The organism is Spirosoma oryzae (assembly GCF_003002825.1).
Classification (GTDB): domain Bacteria; phylum Bacteroidota; class Bacteroidia; order Cytophagales; family Spirosomataceae; genus Spirosoma; species Spirosoma oryzae.
Genome location: NZ_PVTE01000001.1, coordinates 331,849 through 353,064, shown reverse-complemented (window position 1 = coordinate 353,064; position 21,216 = coordinate 331,849). Strand labels below are relative to the sequence as shown.

Here is a 21,216-nt window from a genome sequence, read left to right as displayed (position 1 = left end):
CTAAAAGGTTTTGAAAACCTTTTAGGTCTGTCAATTCAACTACCCAAATCCGTTACCAGCTCGTCGGCGAGTCGGTAGCCGGCCAGGGCAACCTGCCGCTGGGCGATGGGTCGTACGGTGGCGACATAGTCTGGGGGTAGTAGCGACCCTTCCTGAGCGGTACCCGGCTGGAGCGTGTTACTGCGGTAGGCGTTGTCCTGCGCCAGTTGAAAGCTTTCCTTCGACCAGGCCGTAACGTCCGGATTGCCGAGCTGCGGCAGTTGCTTCCGGGTAAAATCACGCTGTTCGCCCACGGCCATACTGTCGACCGATGCGTAGGTGTCGGTATGAAGCAGCATACCATCCCAGAACGAGTGTAGGTTACTAGTCGGGCTGCTCATCATCACCTTGATGCGAAACAGGTTACCCCCTTTATCGCCCTGCGGAAACTGCGGATCGACCAGCGCCGTCGTGTGCAGCGGCATGTGCACGTCGCCCGTCAGGTGAAAGAGCCAGCATAGCGCCACTGCTTTGGCGCTGTCGGGAGCCGGGCTGGTCAGGATCTGCCGGTTTTGGGCGTAGGCCTGTAGGATCGTCTCGCCCGTTGCCAGAGTCGTGTCCGTACGGGCCATCCCCTGTTTCGGGGCATAGATGTAATTGATGAAGTGCCAGTTCGGCTTATCGTGGTACGGATCACGGTTCCGAATGTCGTCAGGCCAGCGGGCCGCCAGCATGAACAGGTACTCGTCGCGCTGGGTGGCGGGCAGTTGCAGGCTGTCCATCAGCGGTAGCCACTGCCGCTGGTAATACGGATGCTGGCGCAGCAGCGTGACAACCCGGTCGACGGTTTGGGGCGATGCGCTTTGCAGATCGTGATAGGCAATGGCCCCGATGGCCATGTGGGTGGGCTTATTCCAGCCGTAGGCGGACGGATTGCTGCTAAACAGGGCCAGCGTGAGGCACAGCCAGCCGGTTACTTGACGAAAAAACATACGTTGACGAGTAAATCTCATCGATACGACACCCGCCATGGTCAATGGGTTCCCGATCAGGTTAATCTACGGCAAAACGGGGGCTGTTAAGTTCTCAATTTGATGCTGATTGTGGCCAAATTTTCTTCGGCCCGTCTACCCCCCAGCCCCCTAAAGGGGGAGTAGTTTCTTCGTGGAACGCTCCCCCTTTAGGGGGCTGGGGGGTAGACGGACTAGAACTTAACAGTCCTGCCTAAAGGGGGAGCATTTTGCGGATGAACGGCTCCCCCTTCAGGGGGCTGGGGGGCAAGGGTAAGAACTTAACAACCCTCCCCCCCAGCAGTTGTTATCAGCGTTTAAATTAACAGTGTTAATGAACTCAAAAAATGTACACTTTTTACAAAGAAAAGGGGCTTTTCCGTGCTGAAAACGGCTTTTTCTTTGTTATTTATATACAACAACAGCAGTTAACAACAACAAACGATGAACGCAACGTCTGTCAGCCCTGAAAATGCTACCCAAAAATCAACCCGCCGGTCGACCCGTCGCCGGGCCGACGGACAGGCCACAGCGGCCCTACTGATTCAGATGGCCACCGAAATTCTGTCAGCCTCACCTACCCTCCGCCAGAAAGCCAACATCACGCTGACGGATCTGGCAGCCGCCGACAAGGTGCGTAAACAGCTGCTCAAACATCACCTGACCCAGCTTAGCTAGGGTACCGCAAACGGGAAATAAAGCGGGTACGGACAAGCGTCGTACCCGCTTTTTGGTGTACCTGCTTACGTACCAGCCAATCCGAAAATAATGGTCCGGCTTCGCTAACCATATACTTACTCGACAAGTTACGTCGACATGTATCACGTGGCGTTTCACCCACGAATCATGAAATCAACCAGTAATACGACAGCCGGTAAACCGGCTGTAACCTGGTTTTTTCTCAACGGACTGACCTGCTGATGTATAAACAAGTTGACACCGAACTGTTATCCGTTGCCTATCGGGAACGCGGCCCTGCCGATGGGCCGGTCGTATTACTGCTTCACGGCTGGCCCGACGACGCAACGACCTGGGATGGGGTGCTACAGCCGCTGGCCGATGCCGGGTACCGGGTGCTAGCACCCTGGCTGCGCGGATTCAGCCCCACGACCTTTCGCCAGCCGGATACGCCCCGGACCGGCAATGCCGCCATGCTGGCGCTGGACATGCGCGACTTTCTCGACGCGCTGGGTATCGATACACTCAGCGTAATCGGTCACGACTGGGGCTCAAACATCGGCGAAGCCCTTGCTGTTGGCCGCATCAGCCGCCTGGCGCAACTGTCGACCCCACCCCGGTTGGGTGGGCTTAAGACGCCACCCTTTCAACACGCGCAGTTGCAGTGGTACCACTGGTTTCAGGCCACTAAACGCGGGCAGGAAGCCGTGAAGGCCGACCCGATTGGTTTCGCCAAAATCATGTGGGACAACTGGTCGCCGAAGGGCTGGTACGAGCAGGCTACGTTCGACAAAGCGTCGCTAAGCTGGCGAAACCCGGATTTTGTACCCGTTACGCTGCATTCTTACCAGGCGCGCTGGGATGAAGCCGAGCCGGACCCGCGTAGCCGCCCGCTCGACGATCAGGTGAAGGCCACCCAGACGTTATCGCTACCCGCCCTGTACGTGCAGGGCGCAGTCGACGGGGTAAATCCGCCCTGGGTCAGCGAATCGGTGCACGAGAAGTTTACGGGGCCGTTCACGCGGGTGATACTGCCGGGCGTCGGGCATTTTCCCAGCCGCGAAGCACCCGGCCAGCTCACCCAATACCTGCTGCGCTTCCTGGCCGATCAACCCGTAACTGACCAGTCCTCCCGACCGGCTTAACTGCCACGCTCTTTCCTGTCGGCAGACCGACAGAAAAATACGACGAGCCCCATTCCTCACTGGCGAGGAATGGGGCTCGTCGCGTTGACAATATGCTGTCAACCTTACTTAATCACGACAGGAAACGAGGTGTCCAGATCAGACGAACCGGGCGTAGCCGTACCATCTTTGCTGTTTGGCTGGTGGCGCAACACGACATGCATTGACCCTGAACCGGCGGTCGCCCCTGTCTGCATCCGGGTGGTCAGCCCAACCGGATACGGCCCCGGCGCTGGATTGGTATCGCGGTCGGTGAGCGTTACCGACATAGTCGATGTCGTGGTTCCGGTGGGCATGTACATATACACAAACAGGTGCTCATTGGTCTTTTCCCGAATTTCTTCCGTCGCGTCGACCGTTGGCGTTTTGGTTTTGTCGAGCAGCGTGATCGACCCGTTGTAAGTCGTGTTCGCTTTCAGATTCAGCGTTGCGTTGGTGAAGGTAGCCGAGGTGTTCAGGTTTTCGATCGTTCCCGTCACGACGTCCGTTGCCGACGCCGTATTCGTCAGGGAAAGCGTGGCCGTGGTGATGGCTTCATTGTCGTCAGTCGGATCGACGTTCTGTTCATCTTTCTTACAGGCACCAGCCAGTAGGCCAACGGCCAGCAAAAACAATAGCGAGGATTTTTGTACGGGTTGCATAGACTTGTTTGTTAGAAGAAAAAAGATGTAAGAAGAAAGAGGAAAGAGGAAAGAGGAAAGACATGAGAGGAAAGAAAAAGGACGGATTAGGCCAGCGACTGACGTCTTTCTTCTCATGTCTTTTCTCTTTCGTCTATAAAATCAGCTTTTCCGCTGGCCCAGGGGCATCCGCAGCTTCAGCATGATGTTGCGACCGGGCTCGTCGGCGAAGTAGCGGAACCGGTCGAGGTAATCGCGGTACGCTCGGTTCAACAGGTTCGAGCCCGTCAGAATGATACTCAGTGGATGCCCGGCCACCTGCCAGCGCATGCCCGCTTCGGCACCGACCAACGTGTAGGCGGGGGGCGGGGGCGCAAAATCACCCGTGAAAATGAGCTGCCCATTTTCCTGCCGCTCACTCACTGCCGGGGCCCGGTTCTGCCGGGCTACATACAGCACATTGGCACTGACATACAACCCCGACACCCGGCGCGACGCGCTACCGTCGGTACCGATGAAGTCGTAGCGCAGGCCGTTGTCGGTTCGGTTGGGCGGAATATAGACCAGGTAGTCGTTGTTGGTATGGTCGTACGCAAACAGCAGCGAGGTCTTGGAAACAAGCGTCAGCCGGGGCAGCAGTTTGTACTGAATCGTCGCGTCGACACCGCGAAACGTGGCCAGCACCTGGTTGTAGGTGTACGCCGGAAATGCCCCCCGCTGCCGCACAATCGGGACGGAGTCTGGTTTAAGGTAGATGTAGTTGTTGATCCGGTTGTTGTACAGCCCCAGGTCGACCCGCAGCCGGTTTCGGTTGTATTCGACGTTCAGGTTGGTGTTGTACGCGTATTCCGGATTCAGATTTGGATTGCCGCGCTCGTAGGCTACCGCGCTCTGATGCAGCCCGTCGGAATATAGATCGCTGACGTTCGGTGCCCGCCAGGCCGTACTGAAGGTCCCCGTCAGGGCCAGCTCGGGCGTCAGTTGAACCGTTGCGCCCAGCGAGCCCATCACGTTCTGCCAGTCGCGGGTTTGGTTGGTGACGCGGTCCGTGACCTCATCCCGGAAATAGGCGCGCAGCCAGCGGTAGTCGTAGCGCAGGCCACCCTCCACCGTCCAGCGCCCACGGGCATAGCGTTCGATGGCAAACAGCCCGGCTCCGTAGTTGCGAAAATTCGGAATCAGGAACAGAAACCGCCGGACGTTTCCCTGCGTGATGCCGCTGAAGCCCGCACTACCCGTCCAGCGCCCGCCGTTTTTCGTCGGCACCGGCGCGTGTTCCCACACCAGATCGGCCGTGTGCGTCACCAGTTTCAGGTACAGTTCCGGATCGGTTGAGCGGCTAAACGACAGCAAATCGTACTCCTGCCGAACGTTCTGCTGCCGCGCGACAGTCGCCGTCAGCGTACCCCAGCGGTCGGAGCGAACGAAGGCCCGCAGCCGAAACAAATCGTGCTGCACGTCCTGATACGGCCGATCGAGTGCGTACGAAAAACCCGGCTGACGCAATGGTTCGGTACGGGCGATGGCCGCGTAAAAATCGGAAAGGCTACCGACCTGCGCTCCTCTGAACAAGCCAATTCGCGTGGCAAACTGGCTGTAGAACAGATCGACACCGACGTTCTGTCGGGTGTAGTTCAACCCCGCCGAATAGTTTGTCTCCCGGTAACTGCTGTTCTCCAGAAAGTAGTCGGGCGTTCGGGCATAGCCAACCTTTTTAAGCGTTCCCTGCACCCGCCAGCTTAACCCTTTTAGTGGGCCACCCAGCGCCTGCTCGATCAACCCCGAGGCTGTCTGCTGTCGCCCGTTCGTCGCGCCGACCAGATTCAGTTCACCACCCAGCCCGATGGCAGTAGGCATGGCGGCCGGCTCGATCAGAATGACGCCCCCGATGGCATCGGACCCGTACCGGATACCGGCAGCTCCCTTAATGACGGTGATGCGCGTCGCCAGAAACGGATCGATCTGGGGGGCATGCTCAGTACCCCACTGCTGATCTTCCTGCCGCACGCCATTATTCAGCGTAATGATCCGGTTGCTGTACAGGCCATGAATAACTGGTTTCGAGATCGACGGTCCCGTCTGAATCGAATACAGGCCGGGCAGGGTTTTGAGGCTTTCCCCCAGTGACTGTCCCCGCGTGGCATTGAGCGCGTTACCACTCAAGCCCGCCTGCACCTGCAATAATTTCTGGGCTTCCGACCGGTGTTCGGTCACGACCACTTCCTGCAAGGTGTGGTTGTCGGGCACTAGCCGGATGGTGGCCAGCGTCGTTAGTGAATCGGCACCAACCGTCGCCGGTATGGTCAGGGTTTTATAGCCGATGTATTCGATGGTGAGCGTGTAGGTACCGGGACAAAGCGGGCTGATACGAAATACGCCGACGGTATCGGTAATGGCTCCGGTTTGCCGCTCCCGCACGTACACCGATGCGCCGGGCAACGGTTGCCCGTTGTCCTGCCCCGTAATCCGGCCGGTCAGCGCACCCGTACAGGTCGCCTGTCCCAGCACCGTCAGCGGCAACAGGCTGACAGTAACGAAAAGAAGTGTGTATGCGAAACGATGAATGGGCATGAACGCTAGTGCAGCTTGCTTGGCCACATTTGCAACGATGTTGCAATATTAACGAAAAAGTTCGGGTTTGGTTGCAGAGCGGGGCAAAAGGTATTCAATTCACGGTATATGGTTTACGGTGAGCGGCACGAGAAATTACTCAACGAAGGGTAACCGATAGCAGCCATTACGCAACTGGCTACCTCGCCAGAAACTGTAAACCGAATACCGTAGCAAGAACCTTTTCCCGCGCCCCCACCGTTTTCATCCAAACAGACAGTCGCTAGGCTGTCGCTCTTTCACTCGGTTATGATTCCTTTTTCAATTCTTGATTTATCGCCCGTCGTTGCCGGCAGTACGCCAGCAGATTCGTTCCGCAGCACACTGGCGCTGGCGCAGCGGGCCGAAGCACTGGGGTACAATAGATACTGGCTGGCCGAACACCACAATATGCCCGGCGTAGCCAGTGCCGCTACCTCCGTCGTGATCGGGTACGTGGCGGCAGGTACGAAAACGATACGCGTTGGGTCGGGGGGTATTATGCTGCCCAATCATGCTCCCCTGGTTATTGCCGAGCAGTTCGGCACGCTGGAATCACTTTATCCCGGCCGGATCGATCTGGGACTGGGCCGCGCACCGGGTTCTGACGGGTATACCGCCCAGGCGCTTCGGCGCAGCAACACGCAGGCCGACAGCTTTCCGCAGGACGTGCTTGAGTTGCAACGGTACTTTGGCGATGCGGAAGACGGGCAACGCGTACGGGCCGTGCCGGGCGAAGGGCTGAACGTGCCGATCTGGATACTGGGGTCGAGTCTGTTCGGGGCTCAACTGGCCGCTTATTTGGGTCTCCCCTACGCCTTTGCCTCGCACTTTGCGCCAACGCATCTGCTACAGGCCATCCAAACCTACCGCTCGCAGTTTCGCCCGTCGGCAACGCTGTCAGAGCCGTACATGATGGTGGCGCTGAACGCCGTCGCTGCCGATACCGACGCGGAAGCCCGGCGGTTGTTCACGTCGGTGCAGCAGCAGTTTCTGAACATCCGACGTGGCAAAGCCTCGCAGATGGCCCCGCCCGTCGACGACATCAACCGGCTGGCATCGCCCGACGAACTGGCGGGTATGGAACAGATGCTGCGGTATTCGGTCGTTGGGTCGCCCGACACTGTCCGGCAGGGGCTGTCCCGCATCATCGACCAGACCGGTGCCGACGAACTGATTATGACCGCGCCTGTCTTCGATCAGTCGGCCCGCCTTCGTTCCATCGAACTGGTCGCCCAGGTCCGGGAAGAACTGGCCGGAGTGGTGGTTTAAGTTACCCGATTTACGGTATACGGTTTTCGGGTCACTGTGTATGTGGGTCCAACAGATCGATTTACGGCAAACACAACGAAGCCGCCCTTCTGATGCGAGGAGCGGCTTCATTTATTTATATGCTGTTGATTATTTGCTGTCTTCAGTACAGAGCCCCTACCCATGAGAACTACCGAAAACCGTAAACTGTATACCGAAAACTAACCTACCGTTTATAATACTTCATCGCTTCCGGCAACAGGCTTTTCAGATCGGCGATACGACGGGCATCGGAGGGGTGATCCGACAGGAATTCAGCCGGTGCTTTGCCGCCACCCGCCTGCGCCATACGGGTCCAGAAGGCAATGGCCTGGTTGGGATCATACCCGGCCATCGCCATAAAGATCAAACCCAGGTGATCGGCTTCCGACTCCTGGCGACGGCTGTGCGGCAACCCAACACCGTACTGATAGGCCAGTGGGCCAACGACGCCAAATGCCTGCTGGAAAATAGCCTGCGTCTGCGGGCTGCGGGCCGAAGTAGCGATACCGGTAGCAACCTGCCCGGCCTGTAGCAGCCCATTGGCTACCAGGCCTTCGCTCATCCGTTCGTTACCATGCTCGGCCACCGCGTGCGACACCTCGTGGCCCAGTACCGTTGCCAGCCCGGCTTCATTCTGCGTATACGGCAGAATACCGGAGTACACCACGATCTTGCCACCGGGCATACACCAGGCGTTTACCTGCGGACTCTGCACCAGGTGATACTCCCACTTGAAGCCTTCCAGCCGCTTGCTCAGGCCGTTGCTGTTCATGTACGTTTCGACCGCCTGCCGGATACGATTCCCGACCCGACTAACCATTTCAGCGTCGCCGGAATTACTGCTGACGACTTTACTGGTATCGAGAAACTGTTTGTACTGCATAAAACTCATGCTGAGCATGTCGTTGTTCGGCACGAGAATTAGTTGCCGGCGCCCCGTTAGCGGTACGCGCTCACAAGCTGTTATGGCGAGGGCAAGGCCGAACAGCGCGATCATCATCTTTTTCATTGGGTACTTTGTTTTTCTTTTGTGTGTAAATGGCAAAAATCCGAACACTCACTATGACTGTTACGTCGGCGGGTTTGTTTGATTTTTTACCCATCGGCGTGGTCAGGGGCGCTTTACTGCTTAGATTTGCGCGTATCCCGTTTGTTTAATACGAGCCGGTGCAGGTTACGTCACCGCCTGCTTTATTTTCCTTCGCCCGCTTCTGACCAGGGCCATACCCCGTGGTACTCCTATGAAACTAATCTGCGTTGGCCGCAACTACGTCGACCACATCCACGAACTCAACAACGAACAGCCCGACGATCCGGTCATCTTCCTGAAGCCCGAAACGGCCCTCCCGCTGCGTCATGAACCGTTCTTCTACCCCGACTTTTCCAGGGACGTACACCACGAGGTAGAAGTGCTGGTTAAAATCAGCCGCGTCGGCAAAAACATCGACCAGAAGTTCGCGCACAAATACTACGACGAAATTGGTGTGGGCATCGACTTCACGGCGCGCGACGTACAGAGCAAATTAAAAGCGAAGGGACTGCCGTGGGAACTGGCCAAAGCATTCAACGGCTCGGCCCCCATTTCGAATTTCGTTCCCAAGACAGAGTTCCCGGACCTGCAAAATCTCAACTTCCGGCTCGACGTCAACGGCCAGACGCGGCAGCAGGGCAACACGAGCCTGATGCTGTTCAAGATCGATTACCTGATTTCGTTCGTGTCGCGTTATTTCCTGCTGCAACAGGGCGATATCCTGTTCACCGGTACGCCCAAGGGCGTTGGCCCCGTACAGATCGGCGATACGCTGACGTGCTTCCTGGAAGACCGCCCCATGCTGACGGTCGACGTAAAATAATTCCCTGACCGGTTCGTCTAGTCAGTAGCGAATCGCTTGCTTTTCTTTTTCTCGTTGAAACAATTCCTGTTTTATAGTGCCCTGCTTACGCTGTCCGTCTTCGGTCAGTTGTGGGCGCAAACCCCAGCAGCCGGCACCGGTCAGACGACCCCGAATCGTCCCGCCGGTTATATTCAGTCGGGCACCGTTCAGCCCGGCTATTTTCTGTTTCCGATTCAACCGGGTGGTGCCAACTCGCTGTCGGGTGGGCTGGGCGACCTGCGGCCCAACCACTTTCACGCCGGACTCGACATTCGGACGGGTGGCCGGGAAGGCTTGCCGGTTCACGCGGCTGCCGACGGCTATGTGTCACGCATTGCCGTGTTTACCGGCGGCTACGGTAACGTCGTTTTCCTGAAACACCCCAACGGCCTGACAACGGTGTACGGTCACCTCAAAACGCTGAACGACACGCTGGGGCGGTACCTGCACGAGCAACAGTACGCCCGCAAAACGTTCGAGATCGACCTGCGCCCGGCCCCCGGTCAGTTTACCGTTAAAAAAGGCGACGTGATTGCCGCGTCGGGCAATACGGGCGGATCGGGTGGACCGCACCTGCATTTCGAAATCCGCGATGCCCGCGACAACCTCATCAACCCGCTGCTCTACAATTTTTCGGAACTGAGCGACGACGTACCGCCCTATTTCGAGCGCATTGCCCTGAAAACCATGACGGCCGAGTCGCGCATCAACGGCGAATACCAGCGGGTTAGCTACGCGCCCGTCCGCCGGTCCGATGGCTCGTACGTGCTTACCCAGCCGGTATCCGCGTCGGGGCTGATCGGGCTGGAAGTGCTGGGCTACGACAAAGCCAACGGGTCGCCGTACCGGAATGGGATCAACTGCATGGAGGTCCGGCTCGACGGCCGGGAGGTGTTTGCCTACAACATGAACAGTTTTCCCAATGAGCAGACGCGGCTTCTGAACATCCACGAAAACTACGAGGTCGAACAGACAACGGGGCAGCGTTACCACCGGGGCTACCTTGCCGACGGCAACACGCTGCAACTTTACTCAGCCGTCAATTCGGCTTACCGGGGTCGCCTGCCACTCCTCGACGGCAAACCGCATGAGGTGACAATCACGCTGTTCGACGCGTACGACCACGCAGCCCGGCTATCATTCACGATTCTGCCCGACGGTGTGCGCACGTCGCCCCCTGCCGATACGCTCGCCAGCGACCCGGAAGCCGAGCCCGTCGACAGCAGTGAGGTCGATTTGCCCGCGCCGGGGGTGTCTCCACCCCTCGTGCAACCCTCCGGCCCGCCCGTCGCGACGATTACTACCGACGAGAACGTGCTGAAGCTCACCGTTCGCAACGTATCGATCAGCAACCCGCCTACCGCGCAGTTGGTAACCGGCCGTAGCGCGGTCAGTCAGGCAGTGAGTTACGTGCAGGGCGACAGGGCCGTTTATCTGATCGATTTGCGCAAGACAATGCCCGATTCGATTCTGTTCGGACGGCAGGTTGTCCGCACCAATTTCCGGAAACGCATCCTGCCGGGTCGGGCGGAAACACTGACCGTGGGGGCAGCACGGCTGTCGTTCTCCCCTAAAACCTTGTTCGACACACTACACCTCGCCGTCCGACCGCTACCCGGCGGTGGGCTGGAAATCAATCAGTCGACCATCCCGCTCAACGACTTTCTTTCCGTACAGTATCAGTCGGGCTATTCACCTGGTACGATCGACACCATGCGGACGAAGATGTACTGGGTCAGCGCGGGTCGTCCGAGTTTTCTGGGCGGTAGCTGGCAGAACGGCCGGATCGATTTCCGCACCCGCAACCTGGGTCGGTTCAAAATCCTGACGGATAACACGCCACCAACGGTACAGATCACGGGCGCGACGCCCAACGGCATTACGGCCAAAATTCGCGACGACTTATCCGGTATCGCCGACTTTCGGGCGCTGGTCGACGGTGAATGGGTGCTGATGCAATACGACTACAAGCGCGCGTTGCTCTGGTCGGACAAGCTCGACCCAACCGAACTGTTCGAATCCGGGGCAGAGGTAGTCGTTCAGGTGAAAGACCGCGCCGGCAACATCGGGCAGGCCGAAACCACAATTCATACGCCCCGCCCACCAGCCCGCAAAACGGCGACAAAGAAGGCAACCACCAAGAAGCGCAAGCGAAAATGAGTTCAGTATACGGTTTTCGGTTTACCGTTTTCGGTGTTTTGCGGACGTAGCGAAAATGTAGACCAAACCGAAACCGTATACTGAAAACTGTAAACCGAAAACTACACTTATGCTCACTATTGGCGATACGGCTCCTGATTTTACGAGCATCGATCAAAACGGCGATACCGTCCGGCTCTCCGACTACCGGGGCCGACGCGTGGCGCTGTATTTTTACCCGAAAGACAATACGCCCGGCTGCACCGCACAGGCCTGTAGCCTGCGCGACAGGTACAGCGACCTACAGGCGGCTGGCTACGAGGTACTGGGCGTCAGTACGGACAGTCAGGCGTCGCATCGGAAGTTTGCTGACAAATATGAGCTTCCGTTTCGACTTGTCGCCGACACAGATAAGCAGATCGTCAACGCGTATGGTGTCTGGCAGGAAAAATCGAATTATGGTCGTACGTACATGGGCATCGTCCGCACGACCTTCGTCATTGACGAACAGGGCATCATCACCGACATTATTGGCAAAATCGACACGAAGAACCACGCCAACCAACTGCTGGGCTGATTACTTTTTTGACAGGATTACAGGATTAGATGGCAAGCGGATGACACGGATAGTGCGGATCAGCACAAATTAAGTAATCAGCGGCAATCCGCAGTATCCGCGTCATCCGCGTGCCATTCACACATTGGCCTGTTAAACTGCAATCAGGAATAGATAAAATCCTGTCAATCCGGCAATCCTGTCCATAAAAAGCCGCTCAGTTAGCTGTAAAGCCGTATTATTACACCCAAAATAACCAGTAAACCTCCACATGGAAATCGAACAACTCGAACACGTTGCCACCGCTGTCCGGCGGGATATTGTCCGCATGGTTGCAGCTGTTAATTCGGGGCACCCCGGCGGCTCGCTCGGCTGCACTGACTTTTTGGTCGCCCTGTATTTCGACGTGATGCGCCTGAAACGCGACGCCGACGGCACGCCAATCTTCAACATGGACGGCACCGACGAAGACCTGTTCTTTCTGTCAAACGGCCACATCTCCCCCGTTTTCTATTCGGTACTGGCCCGTGCGGGTTACTTCCCACTGGCAGAGCTGGCTACTTTCCGTAAACTCGACAGCCGCCTGCAAGGACACCCCACTACCGCTGAACACCTGCCGGGCATCCGCATCGCGTCGGGTTCGCTGGGTCAGGGGCTGTCGGTAGCTGCCGGTGCCGCCTACGCCAAGAAACTCAACGGCGACGACAAACACGTCTACGTACTGATGGGCGACGGCGAGCAGCAGGAAGGCCAAATCTGGGAAGCTGCGCAGTTTGCACCCAACAAAAAACTGGGTAACCTGACCGCCGTTGTCGATTATAACCTGGCGCAGATCGACGGTAAAACCGAATACGTCAACGATAACCGGGACTTAGCCGCGAAATATAAAGCGTTTGGCTGGCACGTCGAAGAAATGAAAGGCAATGACATGGCCGACGTCGTTCGGACGCTGAAGAAAGCCCAAGAGAATCCCGACGTTCCGACCTTGATTCTGATGCATACCGAAATGGGCTTTGGCGTCGATTACATGGTTGGCAACTACAAATGGCACGGCGTAGCCCCCAACGCGGAGCAGGTAACCCAAGCCATGAACCAACTGCCCCTGTCCGTCGGCCTCACCGATTACTAGGTCTGAAAGCCTAAAAGGTTTTTGAAACCTTTTAGGCTTGGTAGCCACCTCCTGTCTCAACCCGTTTTTCGCGTCCTGCCGGCACCGGCTTATTTCCCGCGTTGCGTCGATGAAGATCAACCGCCTGGTCATCGAAAATTTCAAGTCTATTGAACGGATCGAACTCATTGAGCCGAATCCGTTCACGGTCTTTGTCGGCCCCAACGGTTCCGGCAAATCGAATATTTTCGAGGCTTTGGAATTCTTCACAATCAACACAAAATTTCGCGATACTGACAGACTGTTCTTAGGCGAAGAAAATTTCCTATTCAGGAATAGATCAGAAGATATGGTCGGCTTTTATTTGAAAACCGACTTTGGAAATTCAGAGTCTAGCTTTGCAAAACACTATGTATCTAAAGCCCATTTAGATAAAATAAATGCAGAAAACGAAGCCGCCGGAGACAGACGAGAAATTTCAAGAAGAGTAATTTCTTTTGAAAATTTCCCAGGCTGGAATAATGACGATGAGATAGTGCCCCTGAAGGAATGGAAAGAATTCTACAATAGTTTCAGTAGAGTTTTTGTTAGGCATTCAGGTATTGATAAAATCATACTGAATGACAACTTGCGTTTGCTACCGTCAGCCAACAACCTCGAAAAAGTTCTAAAGCGTATTCTTACGAACCCCATTCTGCGCGACGAAATATTCGAATGGCTGGATTTATTTGTACCGGGCTTTAAAGCGGTTGAAGTCGATGATCGGGATGAGTTGCACTGGTTTGAAAGTTCATCTTCCGAATATTTTACGAAGGATTTGATCTCTGACGGCACGTACAATATTCTGGCTTTACTGACTGCGGTTTACCAAAGCGATGACAAACCACAGTTTCTGTGCATTGAAGAACCGGAGAATGGCTTGCATCCACAGGTTTTGATGTCTCTAGTTAATTTTCTCCGGCAACAGTGTGAAGAGAAAGGTCACTACATCTGGTTGAACACACACTCTGAATCACTGGTGCGCGGCCTAACGACTGACGAAATAATCTTGGTCAACAAAGTAAACGGTGCAACGCAAACACGCCAAATCAAGGGACGTAATCTATACGATCTGCCAACTGATGAAGCGTGGCTAACAGGGGCTTTGGGAGGTGGCTTGCCGTGGTAAAAGTTGGGTTTATTGTTGAAGGTGGCTCAGAGAAGATAATTTTGAAATCAGTGGAGTTCCAAACGTACCTGCGGACAAAGCAAATCGAACAGGTGGGCGATGTGATTGATATTGATGGCAAGGGAAATCTGAAGGCCAGCAGCCAACGAATGAACACACAGGTTCAGCTACTGCGGGATGCAGGCGCAACGTGGATCATCGTACTTCGAGACATGGATAACGCCACCTCGTTTGAACTCGTTAAAAGCGAGGTATATCAGGCAGCGGACACAGTAACCTGCATTGCTGTGCAGGCACTGGAAGCATGGTTCCTAGCCGACTCCCGAACCTTGCACAACCTGTTCCAGACGAGCTTTGAACATCCCAGTCCCGAAGCAGTATCGAATCCCGTTGATGAATTAAATGCGTTACGCAAACAGTACACGGGCAGGGGCATTGGCGACAAGAAAGCCTTTGCCAGAACAATGCTGGGTTGTGGCTTTACCATCGAGCGGGCGGCAGCGCATCCGAACTGCCCGTCGGCACAGTATTTTTTAAGGAAATTGCAAACCCTCGCTTCGGCGAACTAACCATGATACGGCGTTCCCGGACGTCGCTACACCCAATGAAAAAATACGAATACACAGAATCAAAAGATACGCGCTCGGGCTTCGGCGCGGGTATTGCCGAACTGGGCCGTACCAACCCCAAAGTCGTTGCGCTGACCGCCGACCTCGCCGGTTCGCTTAAACTCGACACGTTTATCAAGGAAAACCCGGAGCGGTTCGTGCAGTGCGGTATCGCCGAAGCCAACATGATCGGCGTATCGGCCGGTCTGACCATCGGTGGGCATATTCCCTTCGCCACGACCTTCGCCAACTTCGCCACGGGCCGCGTCTACGACCAGATCCGGCAGTCGGTCGCTTATTCGAACAAAAACGTCAAAATCTGCGCATCACACGCGGGGCTGACGCTGGGCGAAGACGGCGCGACGCACCAGATTCTGGAAGATCTGGGCATGATGAAGATGCTGCCCAACATGGTCGTTATCAACCCCTGCGATTATAACCAGACCAAAGCCGCTACGCTTGCCATTGCGGAGCACGAAGGACCGGTCTACCTGCGGTTTGGCCGTCCGGTTATTCCAGTATTTTCCCCCGCCGATCAGAAATTCGAGATCGGCAAAGCCTGGACCGTAAACGAAGGTAGCGACGTGTCGATTTTCTGCACGGGTCACCTCGTTTGGGAAGCCATCAAAGCGGGCGAAACGCTGGCAGCTGAGGGCATCGAAGCCGACATCATTAACATTCACACGATTAAACCGTTGGATGAAGAAGCGATTCTGGCGTCGATCAAGAAAACGGGCTGCGCCGTGACAGCCGAAGAGCACATGCTCAACGGTGGTCTGGGCGACAGCGTTGCGCAGGTAGTAGCGCGCAACTACCCCGCTCCCATCGAGTACGTGGGTGTACACGACACGTTCGGCGAAAGCGGCACGCCCGCCCAACTCATGGAGAAGTACGGTCTGACCGCCGAAAACATCGTCGCTCAGGTGAAAAAAGTAATGAGCCGGAAGAAGTGACGGTTTACTGTTCACGGTATTCGGTTTACGGTAGTACTACTAGTAATGTGTATCGACTTGGTACCCTACAGTGAATCCACCGCAAACCGAATACCGTAAACCGACCACCGCAACGTATGACTGACGAAGAACTGCTTGCCAAATTTCGCGATCCGTCGAGCCGGAACTATGCCTTTAATCTGCTGGTGCGTAAATATCAGCAGAAGATCTACTGGCATGTTCGGAAAATGGTCATCGACCACGACGATGCCGATGATCTGGTGCAGGAAACGTTTATCAAAGTCTGGAATAGTCTGGAACAGTTTCGGGGGGATAGTCAGTTGTACACATGGGTGTACCGCATTGCGACCAACGAGTGTCTTAATTTCCTCAACAAGAAACGTCGACGCTTTTTCCTGCCTATCGGCGATGTGGAGGGCGAGCTGATGGAGAAGCTGGAAAGCAATACCAGCTACACAACGTCGGGGAACGACCCGAGTGGCGACGAGGTACAGCTGAAACTACAGCAGGCCCTGCTCAAGCTACCCGACAAACAGCGGCTGGTGTTCAACATGAAGTATTTCGATGATCTGAAATACGAGGACATCGCCGAAATCACCGGTACGTCGGTCGGGGCGCTGAAAGCATCGTATCACCTGGCGGTAAAAAAGATAGAGGATTTTATCAAGAAAACTGACACGTCGGATTAAACCCAGCGGCTGGGAATCAGTCAAATCGGTACATAGATGATTTAAGACAGTTGCTTGCTCAACCTTCCTTATGAACACGGACGATTTTTTCCGGCTCGACGAATTACCACCTGAGCACCCGCTGCGGCAACAGCCGTTTCAGGCGCCTGCGGGTTATTTCGATGAATTACCGATGCGGGTTCAGGCCCGTGTAGCCCGTAAGTCGAAACCGGCTTTCTCGGTCAGTTGGTCGTGGCAACGGTCACTGGCAACACTGGCGGGAGCTGGTCTGGTAGCGGTGCTCGTTTGGCAGACCATACCCCAACGACAGGAGGCACTGCCTTCCGAGGCCCTGACCGGTGTCAGTGATGACGCAATCGCGGCTTATCTTGACGATCAGGGGCTTAATCCGTACGAATTGGCTGATATTGGTCAGATCAATGCGTCGATGGGCAGCGATAGTACCGCGATTCAGTACCTAAACGTACAGCCAACTGATATTCGTCAGCAACTCGACGAACAAAACTTTACGGAGACAAAAAATCTGGACTCCTGATTTTGATAAAACGTATAACTGCCATGAACTACGCATGTGTTGGTCTGCTAGCCGGCTTGCTGACGCTGGCTACCGCAGCCGGAGCACAGGACTTAAATGGACGTCAGAAAATTGAATCGGCCAAAATCGGCATGATTACCAACCGACTCAACCTGACCCCCGAACAAGCTACTGGATTCTGGGCCGTGTACAATGATTACAATAACAAGAAACAGGAACTGAATCGACGTATCCGGCAGCTCAACAACGAGCCGGGTCGGGCTAACCTAAACGACGATCAGCTTATAAACGGCATCCGGGAAGTCAACGCGACCCGGCAAAAGCTGGCTGACCTGGATTCGGAGTACTCGAATCGCTTTCTGAAAGTGATCAGTCCGCAACAACTCGCCGAGCTTTACAAGACCGAGCAGGTATTTAATAATATGCTCCTGAAACGGCTGCGAGATTAGGTTACGGATTTCGGCGACTCACGGTTATAATTTTCGACGAAAAGGGGGACTACAGCCATTGCAGTCCCCCTTTATTTGTTGCTGATCCAGACAGCGTCCTGCCGTCTGAGACAACCGAAACCTGTAAACCGAATACCGTACACGGTATCCCCCCCTAGTATCGAACGACTTTCAGGCTCGATAGGCCGCCGTCGAAACGGATCGTGATTTTCTTCGCCGAGGCATCGTAGCCGGGGCTCAGAAATTCGCCACCACCGGTTTCCGTGAATCCGACAAGGTTTTCGGAGGTCAGGGCACCGTCTTTTTTGACGCGGCAACCCACGTTTTTAGGAACCCGCACCGTTACCGAAGCGGCCCCCACGTCTAACTTCACGTCCGACTGCTCGACTTTATCGCTCAGCTTTACGTCCAGGCTGGCAGCTCCAGCCGCAACCTTGAGCGACTTTACAGCATACTGACTCAGATTCAGCTCACCCTGCCCGGCTCCCAGCGCGACATCCATCGTCCAGATCGGTGCCGTATTCAGCTGCACGTCGACGCGATTTTTGAAGTTACCGTCTTTCAACTCAATGTGCTGATTTCCGTCGGTCGGTTTCAGTTCGATTGTTGGAATGCGGGTCGATGGGTCGCGTTCAACCGACATGGAATAGGAACCCACTGTCTGTTTCGTATCGGCTTTGATCAGCTCATCCGACGTCCCGCCGATGTTGAACTCTCCGGCCCCGCCAGCCATTTTTAGCACGGCTTCACGCGTGTCAGGCGTCATGGCTTCGGTGAATGTACTGCTGCGCTCGACTCCGTCGTTCCGGCGTTCGCGCTCGGCCCGATAGTCGCTTTCGTTATCATCGTCGTCTGCTTCGTCGCTGTCGTCTCCATTGTCGCCGTCTTCGCCATCGTCCGAATCTGTATCGTCATGATCACGATTGTAATTATCCCCCCAGACGACCTGATAGCGATTAGTATCGCGGGAGAAGAAGCCGAAGAGCGTAATCGGAACGGCAACAGCGAGCATAACCGTCGTGATGAAAGCAGCCGGATTGCCACGCCGTTCCAGGATGATGTTGATACCCGCCAGAATCAGCAGTACAGGCCACAGGTTGGTCAGACTGTGCCAGTTTACGTCGAGCCAACCCGCCCGGCGCGCCAGAAACAGAACGCCCAGCGTGAGTAGTAGCAAGCCCCAGAATAAGCCTTTTCGTCGTTGTTGCATAATGAGTAGAGATTAGCCGCGTCGACTCCCGGACGGAGTCGACGCGGACAGTTGATTTACAGACCCGAAGAAGGCGGATTACCTGTGTTATCGTACGGGGGGCGAATCTGGTCGCGGAAGATGAACCACAACCCCAGCGCAATCAGGATGAACGGAAACAGGTCCCCGAAGCTGATGTCGAAATAGCGGTCGATTAGGAAAAGCACGCCGAGGATGATCAGAATAGCCCCACCGATCAGGCTACGGTTTTGCGCATTCGGCTGGTTGGGATTGTATGGATTCATGGAGAACATGGGGTTTGCGTAGAACGTAGAAGAGTGAACCGACAGGCCGTGCGCCTGCTTCGGCATCACGATCCACAAGATACAGTAGATCAGCAAGGAAGGAAAACCCGGCAGCGGGATGCCAATCAGAAAGAGCAAGCGAACAACCGTGCGGTTTATGCCGAAATAGTGGGCCAGTCCGGCCGCTACACCACCGACTACGGCTTCGTCGGCAATGCGCTCTAATCGTTGTGTCATGGCGTTTTGTAGTTGATTAACGATGTAAAGCTATGGGACGATCGGGACCGGTGGTAACAGAATTGGACGGATGGACGGGGCTGTTGATGGAAGTATGTTTTCAATGATAGTAGGTAATACATAGTAGCTACAAAGTTGCCAACTCATCCGTCTCCTGTCTGTGTGGCTTGCGGATTAGTCTTCTTCGATGGCTTCGAGGATATCCATCAGTTCGCCGAACTCTTTGTCGCCGGGTTTCTCTTCGTCACCACCACGCAGGGCGATTCCCCGAACTGGCAGTTCATCGAGCAGCTCATGCACATTGTCGGCGGTGATGCCCGTACCGAGCAGAATCGGATACTTTCCCGCCAGTTTGTAAACGGTAGCCTGTTGCTCGGCAGTGAGCGGCTGGGCCTCGTCACGTTCCAGCAATATGTACTCAGCTGTGGCTGACCCGTCACGCACGATGGCTTCGAGTTGAGCGGAATTCGTCGTCGTCAGATCAACGCGCAGGATCAGTGGCTTGTCAAACGACGCCAGGTACGGCAGCATGGCCGCGTCGTCAACCTGCAGGTAGTCGGGCTGGTAGGCCTGAACCAACTGCTCAATGGCGACGGGGTCGGTCGAGTGCGTTTCACCGACGATCTGCACGCCGGCGACCCACCCCCGAATAGCAGCAAAACGGTCCGGATCGACGTAGTCCGGCGCGTCGGCGTCCATGCAGAAACCCAGCAGATCGACGCCCATACCGGCGCAATAACGAGCATCACTGAGATTGGTAACGTTGGAAATTTTAACGAGGGTACTAAGTGCCATACTACCTGATATACGACTGTCGAACGCTATGATTATCGCACAAATGTACGTGCAAGCCGCGAATTGACTTTCATTGTCAACGGCCGTAGCTCATTGTCGGACTGTGGCCGACTCTGTTCATATACCCGGCACTTCCCTGAACAACCAGCCCGTTTTCCGGACCTGAGTTAACTTTTTTCAATGTAACTACGCTCCACTAATCAACCGCTGATTTATTGTCTGTCCCTGTCCCATCGCCGGTTGCAACGATACCGAGGTAACATTACGCGTCGTCTGTGTACTCGTTATGTGTACATTAACCAGCTACAGGCTACTTATCTGTTTATTCATAAACCGCGCTGGTATTGTACGGTTCTATAACGAAACGATTGTACAACAAGTGTTTACAATTTATACTTTTCTGTGAAATAATTGTAAGATATAGTAAAAATCGTACTAGTTTTAGGTACAGTAGTCAGTCAGGAGCCGGGAATAATGTCATAAACGCGGTAGCTATGCATTGTCGAAAGAACGATCCACATCGAGTAGAACAACGTACCGGTCAGGAAGATCTGCTGGCGTATTGGCTGACAGCCATTGCGGAGTTTCATTCGCTACACACGCAGCTAAGTGACTGTCTCGCTGTTCATAATCACTCCCTGACTTCATCGCCGGAAACAGCGCAATGGATCGGCCAGTGTTCTGTCCGCCAGGTCAAGACATTGATCGCGACAATGCACAACGAACTGGAAGCCCTGCTCAATGACGCGAATCAGTTTGAGCGTCTCACCAAACGGGAGGGGTATGAGCAGTTGGCCACTCATGTCAATCATGTACGTCACCTCAATCAGCAGGCGAAGACATTGCTTTGTCTGGCTTCACTACCGACTGGCTAGCACCGGGTGCCGGCGACAACGGTAAGTCGTGGTCAGCACCGCGAAACGTACCCGCTTTCAGCAGGCCATCGAAACGACGTGGCTTCCCCGACAGTAGTCCGCTTCCGGGCAGGGATGTTAAGTTTTTGAGTTGACACTAACGGTAGCCAAATTCTCTTTGGACCATCTACCCCCCAGCCCCCTAAAGGGGGAGCGTCCTGCGAAGAAACTACTCCCCCCTTTAGGGCAGGGCTGTTAAGTTCTTGATTTGCTACTAACAGTAACCAAATTTCCTTCGGCTAACAATACCCCCCGCCCCCTAAAGGGCAGGGCTGTTAAGTTCTTGATTTAATGCTGGTATTGGCCAAATTTCCTTCGGCTAAACCACCCCCCAGCCCCCTAAA

The 21,216-nt window shown here is 55.2% G+C and carries 21 protein-coding genes; 14 read left to right on the top strand and 7 right to left on the bottom strand.

Going from position 1 to position 21,216, the window contains the following annotated elements:
- Positions 1–35: 35 nt before the first annotated feature.
- Positions 36–971 (bottom strand): S1/P1 nuclease, encoded by a 936-nt coding sequence (locus tag CLV58_RS01565; protein ID WP_245882172.1) that lies wholly within the window; start codon positions 969–971, stop codon positions 36–38.
- A gap of 462 nt (positions 972–1,433) precedes the next feature.
- Here CLV58_RS01565 and CLV58_RS01560 point away from each other — a divergent pair, with 462 nt between their 5' ends.
- Both CLV58_RS01560 and CLV58_RS01555 read left to right on the top strand, forming a co-directional pair.
- Positions 1,434–1,667 (top strand): hypothetical protein, encoded by a 234-nt coding sequence (locus tag CLV58_RS01560; protein ID WP_106136001.1) that lies wholly within the window; start codon positions 1,434–1,436, stop codon positions 1,665–1,667.
- Positions 1,668–1,909: 242 nt separating this feature from the next.
- Entirely contained in the window at positions 1,910–2,812 is a 903-nt protein-coding gene (locus CLV58_RS01555) for an alpha/beta fold hydrolase (protein WP_106136000.1), read from the top strand.
- Positions 2,813–2,916: 104 nt separating this feature from the next.
- Here the strand turns inward: CLV58_RS01555 and CLV58_RS01550 are convergent, their stop codons facing one another.
- Both CLV58_RS01550 and CLV58_RS01545 read right to left on the bottom strand, forming a co-directional pair.
- Positions 2,917–3,492 carry a hypothetical protein gene (locus CLV58_RS01550; protein WP_106135999.1) on the bottom strand — a complete coding sequence of 192 codons (576 nt, stop codon included), beginning with the start codon at positions 3,490–3,492 and terminating at the stop codon, positions 2,917–2,919.
- Positions 3,493–3,633: 141 nt separating this feature from the next.
- Positions 3,634–6,042 carry a TonB-dependent receptor gene (locus CLV58_RS01545; protein ID WP_106135998.1) on the bottom strand — a complete coding sequence of 803 codons (2,409 nt, stop codon included), beginning with the start codon at positions 6,040–6,042 and terminating at the stop codon, positions 3,634–3,636.
- 288 nt (positions 6,043–6,330) lie between these two features.
- Between CLV58_RS01545 and CLV58_RS01540 the strand changes: the two genes are divergently transcribed.
- A complete protein-coding gene (locus tag CLV58_RS01540; RefSeq protein WP_106135997.1) occupies positions 6,331–7,332 on the top strand; it encodes an LLM class flavin-dependent oxidoreductase in 1,002 nt (333 codons plus the stop codon).
- 205 nt (positions 7,333–7,537) lie between these two features.
- On the opposite strand, the gene CLV58_RS01535 is transcribed toward CLV58_RS01540, so the two are convergent.
- Complete coding sequence (locus tag CLV58_RS01535) at positions 7,538–8,362, bottom strand: M48 family metallopeptidase (protein WP_106135996.1); 825 nt, start codon at positions 8,360–8,362, stop codon at positions 7,538–7,540.
- A gap of 232 nt (positions 8,363–8,594) precedes the next feature.
- On the opposite strand from CLV58_RS01535, the gene CLV58_RS01530 reads away from it, so the two are divergent.
- From CLV58_RS01530 to CLV58_RS01485, 10 genes are all read left to right on the top strand, one after another.
- Positions 8,595–9,206: a fumarylacetoacetate hydrolase family protein gene (locus CLV58_RS01530; protein WP_106135995.1), complete on the top strand. Its 612-nt coding sequence runs from the start codon at positions 8,595–8,597 to the stop codon at positions 9,204–9,206.
- A gap of 54 nt (positions 9,207–9,260) precedes the next feature.
- A complete protein-coding gene (locus CLV58_RS01525; protein ID WP_425443481.1) occupies positions 9,261–11,387 on the top strand; it encodes a peptidoglycan DD-metalloendopeptidase family protein in 2,127 nt (708 codons plus the stop codon).
- A 109-nt stretch (positions 11,388–11,496) separates the two neighbouring features.
- Entirely contained in the window at positions 11,497–11,943 is a 447-nt protein-coding gene (gene bcp, locus CLV58_RS01520; protein WP_106135994.1) for a thioredoxin-dependent thiol peroxidase, read from the top strand.
- 250 nt (positions 11,944–12,193) lie between these two features.
- Complete coding sequence (locus tag CLV58_RS01515; protein WP_106135993.1) at positions 12,194–13,051, top strand: transketolase; 858 nt, start codon at positions 12,194–12,196, stop codon at positions 13,049–13,051.
- Positions 13,052–13,160: 109 nt separating this feature from the next.
- Positions 13,161–14,198, top strand: a complete 1,038-nt coding sequence (locus CLV58_RS01510; RefSeq protein ID WP_106135992.1) for an AAA family ATPase — start codon at positions 13,161–13,163, stop codon at positions 14,196–14,198.
- The gene (locus tag CLV58_RS01505) at positions 14,159–14,767 is read left to right on the top strand and encodes a DUF4276 family protein (RefSeq protein WP_245882171.1); all 609 of its coding nucleotides are present in this window, start codon (positions 14,159–14,161) and stop codon (positions 14,765–14,767) included. Before CLV58_RS01510 ends, CLV58_RS01505 begins: the two co-directional genes overlap by 40 nt.
- A gap of 35 nt (positions 14,768–14,802) precedes the next feature.
- Complete coding sequence (locus CLV58_RS01500; RefSeq protein ID WP_106135990.1) at positions 14,803–15,759, top strand: transketolase family protein; 957 nt, start codon at positions 14,803–14,805, stop codon at positions 15,757–15,759.
- Positions 15,760–15,875: 116 nt separating this feature from the next.
- Complete coding sequence (locus CLV58_RS01495; protein WP_106135989.1) at positions 15,876–16,448, top strand: RNA polymerase sigma factor; 573 nt, start codon at positions 15,876–15,878, stop codon at positions 16,446–16,448.
- A gap of 70 nt (positions 16,449–16,518) precedes the next feature.
- A complete protein-coding gene (locus CLV58_RS01490; protein ID WP_106135988.1) occupies positions 16,519–16,983 on the top strand; it encodes a hypothetical protein in 465 nt (154 codons plus the stop codon).
- Positions 16,984–17,006: 23 nt separating this feature from the next.
- Complete coding sequence (locus CLV58_RS01485) at positions 17,007–17,432, top strand: hypothetical protein (RefSeq protein ID WP_245882170.1); 426 nt, start codon at positions 17,007–17,009, stop codon at positions 17,430–17,432.
- Between the two features lie 154 nt (positions 17,433–17,586).
- Here the strand turns inward: CLV58_RS01485 and CLV58_RS01480 are convergent, their stop codons facing one another.
- The 3 genes from CLV58_RS01480 to CLV58_RS01470 form a co-directional block, all read right to left on the bottom strand.
- Positions 17,587–18,642, bottom strand: coding sequence for a LiaI-LiaF-like domain-containing protein (locus CLV58_RS01480; protein ID WP_106135987.1), 1,056 nt, complete (start codon positions 18,640–18,642; stop codon positions 17,587–17,589).
- A 56-nt stretch (positions 18,643–18,698) separates the two neighbouring features.
- Positions 18,699–19,163, bottom strand: a complete 465-nt coding sequence (locus CLV58_RS01475) for a PspC domain-containing protein (RefSeq protein ID WP_106135986.1) — start codon at positions 19,161–19,163, stop codon at positions 18,699–18,701.
- A 174-nt stretch (positions 19,164–19,337) separates the two neighbouring features.
- Positions 19,338–19,958: a beta/alpha barrel domain-containing protein gene (locus CLV58_RS01470; protein WP_106135985.1), complete on the bottom strand. Its 621-nt coding sequence runs from the start codon at positions 19,956–19,958 to the stop codon at positions 19,338–19,340.
- Positions 19,959–20,452: 494 nt separating this feature from the next.
- Here CLV58_RS01470 and CLV58_RS01465 point away from each other — a divergent pair, with 494 nt between their 5' ends.
- Entirely contained in the window at positions 20,453–20,833 is a 381-nt protein-coding gene (locus tag CLV58_RS01465; RefSeq protein WP_106135984.1) for a hypothetical protein, read from the top strand.
- Positions 20,834–21,216 lie beyond the last annotated feature (383 nt).